General features: G+C 61.6%; 9 protein-coding genes and 1 pseudogene. 8 read left to right on the top strand and 2 right to left on the bottom strand.

Going from position 1 to position 11101, the window contains the following annotated elements; genetic code table 11:
• Position 1: 1 nt before the first annotated feature.
• Positions 2-466 (bottom strand): chemotaxis protein CheW, encoded by a 465-nt coding sequence (locus OEG82_RS08080; protein WP_267611915.1) that lies wholly within the window; start codon positions 464-466, stop codon positions 2-4.
• Positions 467-783: 317 nt separating this feature from the next.
• Positions 784-2879 (bottom strand): annotated as a pseudogene (locus tag OEG82_RS08075) (DEAD/DEAH box helicase).
• Positions 2880-3096: 217 nt separating this feature from the next.
• Between OEG82_RS08075 and OEG82_RS08070 the strand changes: the two are divergent.
• The 8 genes from OEG82_RS08070 to OEG82_RS08035 all read left to right on the top strand — a co-directional run bounded on the left by OEG82_RS08070 (position 3097) and on the right by OEG82_RS08035 (position 11023).
• Entirely contained in the window at positions 3097-3399 is a 303-nt protein-coding gene (locus OEG82_RS08070; RefSeq protein WP_267611914.1) for a hypothetical protein, read from the top strand.
• Between the two features lie 92 nt (positions 3400-3491).
• Entirely contained in the window at positions 3492-4400 is a 909-nt protein-coding gene (locus OEG82_RS08065) for a LysR family transcriptional regulator (protein ID WP_267611913.1), read from the top strand.
• Positions 4401-4618: 218 nt separating this feature from the next.
• Entirely contained in the window at positions 4619-5134 is a 516-nt protein-coding gene (locus OEG82_RS08060; protein WP_267614896.1) for an arsenate reductase ArsC, read from the top strand.
• A 237-nt stretch (positions 5135-5371) separates the two neighbouring features.
• Entirely contained in the window at positions 5372-6538 is a 1167-nt protein-coding gene (locus OEG82_RS08055; RefSeq protein ID WP_267611912.1) for an ABC transporter substrate-binding protein, read from the top strand.
• Between the two features lie 174 nt (positions 6539-6712).
• Positions 6713-7702, top strand: a complete 990-nt coding sequence (locus OEG82_RS08050; protein ID WP_267611911.1) for an ABC transporter ATP-binding protein — start codon at positions 6713-6715, stop codon at positions 7700-7702.
• The gene (locus OEG82_RS08045) at positions 7699-8658 is read left to right on the top strand and encodes an ABC transporter permease (RefSeq protein WP_267611910.1); all 960 of its coding nucleotides are present in this window, start codon (positions 7699-7701) and stop codon (positions 8656-8658) included. Before OEG82_RS08050 ends, OEG82_RS08045 begins: the two co-directional genes overlap by 4 nt.
• Positions 8659-8762: 104 nt before the next feature.
• The gene (locus tag OEG82_RS08040) at positions 8763-9578 is read left to right on the top strand and encodes an ABC transporter permease (protein WP_267611909.1); all 816 of its coding nucleotides are present in this window, start codon (positions 8763-8765) and stop codon (positions 9576-9578) included.
• A 17-nt stretch (positions 9579-9595) separates the two neighbouring features.
• Positions 9596-11023, top strand: a complete 1428-nt coding sequence (locus OEG82_RS08035) for a gamma-aminobutyraldehyde dehydrogenase (protein ID WP_267611908.1) — start codon at positions 9596-9598, stop codon at positions 11021-11023.
• Positions 11024-11101 lie beyond the last annotated feature (78 nt).

Below are 11101 nucleotides of genomic sequence, written 5' to 3'. Positions count from 1 at the left end.
GTCAGGCGGCGAGTGCGCCGGCTTCGTCAAGCACCGAGTCGATGTCGAGATGGGAGATCATCTGGTCGTCCTTGGAGATGATCGATGTCGTCATTCGCTGCACTTCGGTGGCGCCGATTTCGGGAACGGCCTGGATCTCGCCTGCAGTCACGGTCATCATGTCGGAGACATTGTCGACCAGCAGGCCGACCATCTGGCCCCGGACGCTGGTGACGATGATGGCCGAGCGTTCGGTCGGCTCGATCGGAGCGAGCCCAAGCCGCAATGCCATGTCTACCACCGGGATCACGGTTCCGCGCAGATTGATGACGCCAAGAACGTGGCGCGGAACATGGGACAACGGGGTTGCCGGCGTCCAGCCGCGGATTTCCCGCACCGACATGATGTTCACGCTGAACACCTGCTTGCCGAGAAAAAACGAAATGATTTTCAGGTCTTTGGCCTTGCCGTCATGGGTCTCGTTCATCGTGTCATCCCTTCGAATGTGCCTGGTGCGGCCGGCCCCCTGCTCCGCCAGTCCGGGAAAAAATCCCGCCCGTTCGCTCGGAGAGCCTGCCGGAAATGCCCGGCCTTTCCCATGCATGGATCCAATCATGTTTTGGTTAAGAATGCGAAAACGCCTCTTGGCGGCGCCCGCGGCGAGCGGCTGGCAGCACCACTGTTCGGGTGTCGTTCCGACCGCCGGGCTTTCCGGTCAAAAACAAGAAACCGCCGGATCGCATGTGCAATCCGGCGGTTCCTGACGGCGTAAAAAACGTGGCTGCCAGCAGGGGCAGCGCGGCATCAGCTCTTTGGCTTGCGCTTCAGGCCGGCATTGCCGGGACCCTTGGCCGTTTCGGCAGAGGCTGACTTCGGGCCCTTGCGATGGGCCTTGGCCGGCTTTGCATCGGACTTGAAATCCGGCTTGAAGCCGGGCTTGTCGCGCTTGGGCTTCTTGTCCTTGGCAAAAGGCTTCTCAGCGCCGGCATCGCTTCGCGCCGCCGGCTTGTCCGGTGCCGCCTTCGGCGCTGGAGCCACATCATCATAGGGCCATGCGCCGGCCTTGGCGCCTGCAGGAAGGTCATCGCGGCTCGAAGGCTTCCTGTCGGCATAGGCATCATGACGCGGCGGACGGTCATCACGCTTCTTGCCGCCGGTGAAAGGACGCTTCTTGGCATAATCCGGCTTCGGCTTATCGCCGGGCGCAAAATCGCTGCGGGGACCCCGGTTGAAATCATCATCCTTCGACCTTGGCGGGCGAGGCGGACGCGCCGAGGCTTCCGGCACGCTATCGAGACGCGTGATGGTGACGTTCTTCTCGAGCGTCCGCGTCGGGCCGACGGCTGCCTCGAACTTGGCGGCGGCGGCGCCGGAGATTTCGACATGGGTTTCAAGATCATGGATCCTGATCGACCCGATGTCGGTCTTGGTGATGTTGCCGGCGCGGCAGATCATCGGCAGGATCCAGCGCGGCTCGGCCGATTGCTTGCGTCCCAGCGACAGCGAGAACCAGACCGCATTGGTGATCGGCACATGTTCCCCGCGTGGCGCGCGTTCGGGATAGGTGCCGCCGGGGGCTGACACCGGTCCGCCGTCAATCAGTTCCTCGGGCGAGGACCGGCCGGCACGATGCAGACGGATCAGCGCGGCAGCGACTTTCTCCGGGCCGTGCTTTTCCAGCAGCGCCGAGACCATTGTGGTTTCGTCTTCGGCAATGTCGGCCTCGAAGGACGCATCACCCATCAGCCGTTCATCGTCACGGGCGAGGATTTCGTCAGCCGAGGGGGCCGTGCCCAGGCGGCGGTGATGCGGGCGTCAGACAGCAGGCGTTCGGTGCGGCGGCGAGCGCTGTAGGGGACGATCAGCGCGGACACGCCCTTGCGTCCGGCGCGGCCGGTACGGCCCGAACGGTGCAGCAGGCCTTCCGGATTTTTCGGCAGGTCGGCATGGATCACCAGTTCCAGGTCGGGCAGATCAAGGCCACGGGCGGCGACGTCGGTGGCCACACAGACCTTGGCCCGGCCATCGCGCAGAGCCTGCAGGGCGTGGGTGCGCTCGTTCTGGCTGAGTTCACCCGACAGGGCCACGACCGAAAATCCGCGGTTGGAGAACCGCGCGGTCAGATGGTTGACGGTGGCGCGGGTGCTGCAGAACACGATGGCGTTCTTGGCATCGTAATAACGCAGCACGTTGATCACCGCATTTTCGCGGTCGTTGGGGGCCACGGTCAGCGCCCGGTATTCGATGTCGAGATGCTGCTTGGCGTCGCCGGCGGTGGTGACGCGGACTGCCTTGGTCTGGTAGCGCTTGGCCAGATTGGCGATGCCCTGCGGCACGGTCGCCGAAAACATCAGCGTGCGGCGCTGGTCGGGTGCCGCATCGAGGATGAACTGGAGGTCATCGCGGAAACCGAGATCGAGCATCTCGTCAGCTTCGTCGAGCACGACGGCGCGCAGCGCCGACAGATCGAGCGAGCCGCGGTCGATGTGGTCACGCAACCGGCCCGGCGTTCCGACGACGATGTGCACGCCGCGCTTGAGTGCCTGGCGTTCGGTGGTCATGTTCATGCCGCCAACGCAGGTGGCGATGCGCGCGCCGGCGTCGCCATAGAGCCAGGTCAGCTCGCGCTCGACCTGCAGGGCAAGTTCCCGTGTCGGCGCGATGCACAGCGCCATCGGCAGATCGGCGCGCGGCAATGTTTCGTCGTCACCCATCAGCGTCGGCGCAAGCGATATGCCGAAGGCGACGGTCTTGCCCGACCCGGTCTGTGCCGAGACCAGCAGGTCGGCGTCACGCACGTCGGATGCCAGCATGGCCTCCTGCACGGGGGTGAGGGTTTCATAGCCGCGTTTTGCCAGCGCGCCGGCAATGGCCGGATGAATTTCTGTCTTGGACGTCATTTGGTACTTTCAACTGAAAAAATGGCCGGGCCGGCTGGATTGGGCGTGAGCGGCAAAACGCAGCTCCGGCGGATCGGTGGGGTATAGGGCATTGGGGCTGCGGTTCAAAGCGCCAAATTCAGCAAAATGGCACTCTTCCGGGCTTCATCCGGGCCAAATCGAACGTCGCGCAGCCACAGCGAATGGAACCTTGTCCAGTTTGCGTCGTTATTGTGTCATGAAAAAGATCACGCTCATCACCGCAGCCATTGCTGCTCTCGCCGCCGCCACCGTTGCCGCCCAGACAGGCGACCATGTCACCAGCTCGACCCAGCCCGACATGGTCATGGCGTCCCTGAAGGTTGAAGACGCCGCCCTTCGCGGCGCGGCACCCGGCAACACCCCTATCCGGGACGCTGCCGCTTCCGACCAAATCCGCTACGTGATCGGACCCGAGCCGCGTGACAATTCCTGCGACAAGGCGGCATGGCCCTATTATCCGGTCGATTGCCTGCAGCCGGTCGAGCAGTCCGGGCTCTGATACCCCTTGACGCTGCCGCGTCTTTCGCGGGCAATGGCAAATAACGCAACAGCCTTGTTGTCAGTCCTGGCGAATGCTGGTTGTTATGCGCCATGGCCTTCACGCTTCGCCAATTGCAGTATTTCGTCGCTGTCGCCGCCCAGGGCACTGTTTCCGGGGCGGCGCAGAATCTGTCGATTTCGCAATCGGCGGTGACCGAAGCGATCAAGGAACTCGAGGGCGATCTCGGCGTGCAATTGTTTGACCGGCATTCGCGCGGGCTCACCATTACCCACAAGGGCCACCAGTTCCTGCGGCACGCGACCAAGATCCTCTCCGACGTGTCCGATGCGAGACGGACCTTTTCCGACGACAAGGAAAACCTGACCGGCACGCTCAATCTGGGCGTGACCTCGCTGGTGGCCGGCTATGTGCTGTCGGATCTCCTGGCGCGCTACCGGCGGGCGTTTCCCGGCGTCACCGTGTCGGCGATCGAGGACAATGGCGACTATCTCGAACATCTGCTGATCGGCGGCGAACTGGACGTGGCGGTGATCGTGATTTCCAATCTGCGCAACCGCATGGCGCTGCAGACCGAAATCCTGGAAGTTTCACCCTACCGGCTGTGGTTGCCGCTGGGCCACCGCCTCGCATCTGCGGAAAGCATCACGGTGGCCGATGTGGCGGAGGAACCGGTGATCATGCTGACCATCGACGAAATCGAGGAAAGCACCGCCAAGCTGCTGAGCGCCATCGGTTCGCGGCCAAAGATCGCCTTCAGGACCCGATCGGTGGAAGCCGTGCGCAGCCTGGTCGCAACCGGCGCCGGGGTGGCGCTGCTGCCCGATCTCGTCTACCGACCATGGTCACTGGAAGGCGACCGGATCGAAAGCCGTGATGTCTCGGGCAGCCTGCCGATGGTCCAGGTCGGCGTAGCCTGGCGGCGCGGCAGCGAGCTGAGCCAGGCCGTGCGCGACTTCATCGAATTGTCGCAGGCGCAACGGGCCATACGGCAACGATAATGAGCCGTCCGGATTTTTGGCCGGACAGCAATACCGCCTCGCTCAGCCCTGTAGCCAGCCCGCCCCTCACCCACTGACAGGAGTTACTATCGTGGATCGTTCGGACGAACGGGCTTGCGCAAATTTATTAATCCATTATTCTCGATATCTGGATATTAAGAATCTAGTACTAAGCGACCGGCCGTACCGGTTTGGTCCGAACCAAGCGAGCAGGAATGATGACCGACCGACCCTATAATGTTCTGTTCCTGTGTACCGGCAACTCGGCACGATCCATTCTTGCCGAGGCTATCATGAACCGGCTTGGCGAAGGCCGTTTCAGGGCCTATTCGGCGGGCTCCCAGCCAAAAGGCACAGTGCATCCCCTTGCCCTGGATCTGCTTCGCCGGCTGAACCACGACACCGGCTTTGCGAGATCGAAGAGCTGGGAGGAATTTGCCGATCCCGGCGCGCCCAGAATGGATTTCGTCTTCACGGTCTGCGACAACGCGGCAAATGAAAGCTGCCCGGTCTGGCCCGGTCAACCGATGTCGGCGCATTGGGGTATTCCCGACCCCGCCGGCGCCGAGGGTACCGACGCGGAACGACATCTCGCATTCTCGGAAGCCTACCGCATGCTCAATGCCCGGATCTCGATCTTCACCAGCATCCCGCTGGCGAGCATAGACCGGCTCGCCTTGAAAGACCGGCTGGATGCCATCGGGCAGTCATCGGATCCGAACGGCGCCGCCTGATCGCCGGAAAACAGTTCCCGGCACATCCATTTCAGAAGACGGAAGCGCGGGCGGGCCCGCGCCGAATGTTGCGGCATATTTGATCATCACGCCCGGAATATGAGCAACGGCCCCGTATCGATTTTTCCGATATCATAATTCTGATAAAAGTATTTGCGGACTCAAACCCTCCGTATCACTCTTGGCTCCGGCTAAGGTCTCCATTTTGGCGGCCGCATTTGGTGGGAGCTCAAGCACATGAAAAAAATTCTGAACACAGGCACGGCGATGGCGATGGCGCTTTCGGTCATGGCGCCAGGATTTGCATCAGCGGACATGATGACTGAAGTCGGTCCCGGCGAGGGACAGGTCAATATCGTGGCATGGGCCGGCTATCTTGAGCGCGGCGAAACCGACAAGGCTTTCGACTGGGTCACCAAGTTCGAGGAAGCCTCGGGCTGCAAGGTCAACGTCAAGACCGCCAACACGTCCGACGAGATGGTGGCGCTGATGAATGAAGGCGGCTTCGACTTGGTTACCGCCTCGGGTGATGCCTCGCTGCGGCTGATTGCCGGCAAACGGGTGCAGCCGGTCAACACCGATCTGATCCCGTCCTGGTCGACAATCGATGACCGGCTCAAGGATGCGCCCTGGCACACCGTCGACGGCGTGCATTACGGCACACCCTATATGTGGGGGCCGAATGTGCTGATGTACAACACCGAAGCTTTCAAGGACGCAGCGCCGACTTCCTGGAACGTGGTGTTTGAGGAAATGGATCTTCCGGACGGCCAGACCAACAAGGGCCGGGTTCAGGCCTATGATGGCCCGATCCACATCGCCGATGCGGCGCAGTACCTGATGTTCCACAAGCCGGAGCTTGGCATCAAGAGCCCCTATGAGCTCAACGAGGACCAGTACAAGGAGGCACTCGACCTGCTGCGCGTGCAGCGGACACTGGTCGGCCGTTACTGGCACGATGCCTTCATCCAGATCGACGACTTCAAGAACGAAGGTGTTGTGGCGTCGGGCTCCTGGCCGTTCCAGGTCAACCTGCTCAAGGCCGACAATGTGCCGGTGGCGTCGGTGATTCCGCAGGAAGGTGCGACCGGCTGGGCCGACACCACAATGTTGCATGCCGACGCTGCCAATCCGAACTGCGCCTATATGTGGATGGAGCATTCGCTGGCCTCCAACCTGCAGTCCGACCTGTCGGTCTGGTTTGGCGCCAACCCGTCGGTTCCCGCCGCCTGCACCGATGGCCGCGGCATGCAGACTGCCGAGGGCTGCACCGCCAATGGTCTGGATGATTTCGACAAGATCAACTTCTGGACCACACCGGTCTCGACATGCGAAAGCCAGGGCGAATGCGTGCCCTATTATCGCTGGGTCTCGGACTATATCGGCGTCATCGGCGGCCGCTAGGTTTGTCCCCTTGGTGGGATGAATTGGCCGAACAAGTGCGAAGGCCAAGTGTGAGATTTCGCAAGTGAGGGGAAGCTAATCCCCCTCACTTGTGTTTTCGAGCACTTGGCTGGCGCCAAGATACTGAAATCACTTTCTCTCCCACATGGGGAGAGAAGAGACGCGAGATTCCCGATGATCCCAGCCGTAAAATTCCAGAAGGTCTCCCGTCACTTCGGGACCGTCCGCGCCGTCGACGCTGTCGACCTGGAGATCGAACCGGGCGAATTCTTCGCCATGCTTGGCCCCTCGGGATCCGGCAAGACAACCTGCCTGAGACTGATCGCCGGCTTCGAGCAGCCGACGGCCGGGCATATCGAGATTTTCGGCGAGACGGCGGAAGGCGTTCCGCCCTACCGGCGCAACGTCAACACCGTGTTTCAGGACTACGCGCTGTTTCCGCATCTCAACGTGGCGGACAATGTGGCTTACGGGCAGATGATCCGCGGCGTCGGCAAAGCCGAACGCCTGCGTGACGCCGAGGCAGCACTCGAGATGGTCAAGCTGCCCGGCTACGGTGCCCGCAAGCCCGGACAATTGTCTGGCGGGCAGAGACAGCGCGTGGCGCTGGCCCGCGCTCTCGTCAACAAGCCGAAAGTGCTGCTGCTTGATGAGCCGCTCGGCGCGCTTGATCTCAAGCTGCGCGAGCAGATGCAGGAGGAACTGAAGGTCTTGCAGAAGGCACTCGGAATCACCTTTGTCTTTGTCACCCACGATCAGGGCGAAGCGCTGTCGATGGCTGACCGGATTGCCGTGTTCAATGAGGGCCGGATCATGCAGACCGGCACGCCCGAAGACATCTATCGCCGTCCGAAGACCCGCTTTGTCGCGGATTTTGTCGGCTCCTCCAATGTTCTTCCGCCCGATATTACCCGGCGCCTGGGCGGACCGGCGGAATGGGCCAGCCTCAGACCCGAGGACATCCACCTTGGGTCTGACACCGGTCATGAAGCACAAGTATCAGCCACGAGCTTTCTTGGCAGCGCGACCCGCGTGACACTCGATGTCGCAGGCGAGAAGATCAATGTGCTGCTGCCGTCCGGCACGCCGGTGCCGCAGCAGGGCGAGAGCGTGCGCTTTGCCTGGAGCGATGATGCCTTGCACCTGATGGGGACCGAGGCATGAGCAGCTCATCACCAGCCATGCCCGGCGCAATCCTGCCCGGCCGGGGCGGAATTGGCGGAGCGCTGTCTGACGCCTTCTGGCGCAAGCCGGGGCTCTTGCTGTTCCTGATGCTGACGCCGCCATTGTTGTGGCTGGGTGTTATCTATCTCGGCAGCCTTTTCGCCCTGCTGATCCAGAGCTTCTTCTCGATTGACGAGTTCTCCGGCATGGTCGTGCGCGAGTTCACACTGAAGACCTATGGCGAACTGCTGCGTCCCTCCAATCTCGACATCATCATCCGTACCGTCACCATGGCGGGCATGGTCACGATTGCCTCGGCAATCATAGCCTTTCCGATCGCCTATTACGCTGCGCGCTATGCCAAGGGACGTTGGAAAGCAGTGTTTTATCTCGGCGTCATGCTGCCCTTGTGGTCGAGCTATCTGGTCAAGGTCTATGCCTGGAAACTGATCCTGGCCAAGGAGGGCATTCTCACCTGGGTGTTCGACAAGCTGCACCTCACTTTCCTCATCGACGGTTGGCTGGCGCTGCCGGTCGTCGGAGGCAATTCGCTGTCGCTGAGCACCACAGGGACGTTCCTTGTCTTCGTCTATGTCTGGCTGCCTTTCATGATCCTGCCGATGCAGGCCGCACTCGAACGGGTACCCGGCAATCTTCTCGAAGCTTCTGCCGACCTCGGAGCCTCACCGGGACAGACCTTCCGCAATGTGCTTTTGCCGCTGGCACTGCCGGGCGTGATTGCCGGATCAATCTTCACCTTCTCGCTCACTCTTGGGGATTACATCATCCCGCAGATCATCGGCACCTCGCATCTGTTCATCGGCATGGCCGTCTATGCGCATCAGGGCACGGCCGGCAATATCCCGCTGGCTGCGGCATTCACCGTGGTGCCGGTTGTGATCATGGGCATCTATCTGTGGCTCGCCAAACGGGCGGGGGCTTTCAATGCGCTCTGAGACCGGAAAGTTCGGTGACAGTTTACTTTTACGCCTCCCGATTTTGCGCGCGCTGGAAAGAGTTCATAGCGTAAAAGTAAACTGTCACCGACATGGAGGCATACATGCGCTCTGACAAACAGAACAGCACGCCCATGGGCCTGAAGATTGCCGCAGGCGTTGGTCTCGCCTTCCTGCATCTGCCGATCCTGCTGATCTTTCTCTATGCGTTTACCACCGAGGAGAAGAGCTATCAGTTCCCTCCCCCGGGCCTGACGCTGAAATGGTTCGCGGTGACCTGGAACCGGCCTGATGTCTGGGAAGCGCTGGGGCTGTCGGTCCGGGTCGCCTCGATCTCGACGGTGGTGGCGCTGACGCTTGGAACGCTGTGTGCCGCGGCGATTTCGCAGACCAAGTTCTTCGGACGCGAAGCTATATCGCTGCTGGTGATCCTGCCGATTGCGCTGCCAGGCATCATCACCGGCATCTCGCTGCGCTCGGCCTTCAACCTGGCGGAAATCCCGTTCTCGTTCTGGACCATCGTTCTGGGTCACGCCACTTTCTGCGTCGTTGTGGTCTACAACAACGCGGTGGCCCGGTTCCGGCGGATGTCGGGATCGTTGATCGAGGCCTCGATGGATCTTGGCGCCGACGGCTTCCAGACCTTCCGCCATGTAATCCTGCCCAATATCGGCACGGCGCTGCTTGCGGGCGGGATGCTTGCCTTCGCGCTGTCGTTCGACGAAGTCATCGTCACCACCTTTACCGCCGGCCAGCAGGCCACGCTGCCGATCTGGATGCTTGAAGAACTGGTCAGACCACGCCAGCGCCCGGTCACCAATGTGGTGGCGATGGTGGTGGTGCTGGTTACCTTCCTGCCCATTCTTGCTGCCTATTACCTCACCCGGGACGGAGACCAGATCTCCGGACAGGGCAAATAACACACGGGAGAAACGCCATGGACACCCAAATGCTGATCGGCAATCGCTTCGAGGCCGGCACCGAAGCGGAAGAGAAAATCTTCAACCCGCGCACCGGCGAGACCATCCTCAACCTGCCCGAAGCCTCCTCGATCCAGATCGAGGCAGCGGTCAATGCAGCCGAGAAGGCGTTCGCCACATGGTCGCGGACCACACCGGCGCAGCGCTCGGCCTACCTGCTGAAGATCGCCGACCGGATCGAAGCGGAAGCTGACGGGTTTGCAGCACTGGAAGCGCTCAACTGCGGCAAGCCGATCAACGCGGTGAAAAACGACGAGATCCCGGCTATTGTTGATTGCTACCGCTTCTTTGCCGGCGCTGTGCGCTGCATGCCGGGCACGGCCGCAGGCGAATATATGGAAGGCCACACCTCGATGATCCGCCGCGACCCGATCGGCATCATTGCCTCGATCGCGCCATGGAATTACCCGCTGATGATGATGGCCTGGAAGCTGGCCCCGGCGATTGGCGGCGGTAATACGGTGGTCTTCAAGCCCTCCGAACAGACGCCGCTGACGGCGCTGAAATTCGCCAAAATCCTCGCCGACATCCTGCCCGAAGGCGTCGTCAATGTAGTCCTCGGCCGGGGCGAGAGCGTCGGCAACGCGCTGATCAATCATCCGAAGATCAACATGGTCTCGATCACCGGAGACGTCGCCACCGGCAAGAAGGTGCTGCAGGCGGCGGCCAAATCGGTCAAGCGCACCCATCTGGAACTGGGCGGCAAGGCGCCGGTCATCGTCTTTGATGACGCCGATCTCGACGCGGTGGTCGATGGACTGCGCGCCTTCGGCTATTACAATGCCGGGCAGGACTGCACCGCCGCCTGCCGGATCTACGCCGGACCAAAGATCTACGACAAGCTGGTCGCCAACCTGTCGAGCGCCGTGTCGAGCATCAAATATGATCAGGCCGATGATGGTGAAAACGAGATCGGCCCGTTGATCTCCAAGCGGCAGCGCGACCGGGTGGCAAGCTTCGTCGAACGCGCGACCGAGATGAAGCACATCGAGATTGCCACCGGCGGCAAGCCGGGCGATGGCAACGGTTATTACTACCAGCCAACCCTGATCGCCGGCGCTCTGCAATCCGACGAGATCGTTCAGCGCGAGGTGTTCGGCCCCGTCGTGTCGGTTACGCGCTTTTCCGATGCGGAGGAAGCCGTGACCTGGGCCAATGATTCCGAATACGGCCTGGCTTCCTCGGTCTGGACCAAGGACATTTCCAAGGCGATGGAGTGCGCGGCGCGGCTGCAATATGGCTGCACCTGGATCAACACCCACTTCATGCTGGTCAACGAGATGCCGCATGGCGGCATCAAGCAGTCGGGCTATGGCAAGGACATGTCGATGTATGCGCTGGAGGATTACACCGCCGTACGCCACGTGATGATCGCCCACGGCTAGAAAATCCTGATCCCGCTCCGCGAGACATCGCGTGGCGCACTTCCGGGGCGGCCTTGACCGTCCCGGAGCAATGCCGCA

Source organism: Hoeflea ulvae (genome assembly GCF_026619435.1).
GTDB lineage: Bacteria > Pseudomonadota > Alphaproteobacteria > Rhizobiales > Rhizobiaceae > Hoeflea > Hoeflea ulvae.
The sequence above is the reverse complement of the archived record's forward strand: the minus strand, read 5'-3'. Positions and strand labels throughout refer to the sequence as shown.

Coding starts and splice junctions, on each gene's coding strand:
- OEG82_RS08040 (WP_267611909.1), top strand. CDS start 8,763: ATGCGCTCTGACAAACAGAACAGCACGCCCATGGGCCTGAAGATTGCC.
- OEG82_RS08050 (WP_267611911.1), top strand. CDS start 6,713: ATGATCCCAGCCGTAAAATTCCAGAAGGTCTCCCGTCACTTCGGGACC.
- OEG82_RS08070 (WP_267611914.1), top strand. CDS start 3,097: ATGAAAAAGATCACGCTCATCACCGCAGCCATTGCTGCTCTCGCCGCC.
- OEG82_RS08065 (WP_267611913.1), top strand. CDS start 3,492: ATGGCCTTCACGCTTCGCCAATTGCAGTATTTCGTCGCTGTCGCCGCC.
- OEG82_RS08055 (WP_267611912.1), top strand. CDS start 5,372: ATGAAAAAAATTCTGAACACAGGCACGGCGATGGCGATGGCGCTTTCG.
- OEG82_RS08045 (WP_267611910.1), top strand. CDS start 7,699: ATGAGCAGCTCATCACCAGCCATGCCCGGCGCAATCCTGCCCGGCCGG.
- OEG82_RS08080 (WP_267611915.1), bottom strand. CDS start 466: ATGAACGAGACCCATGACGGCAAGGCCAAAGACCTGAAAATCATTTCG.
- OEG82_RS08060 (WP_267614896.1), top strand. CDS start 4,619: ATGACCGACCGACCCTATAATGTTCTGTTCCTGTGTACCGGCAACTCG.
- OEG82_RS08035 (WP_267611908.1), top strand. CDS start 9,596: ATGGACACCCAAATGCTGATCGGCAATCGCTTCGAGGCCGGCACCGAA.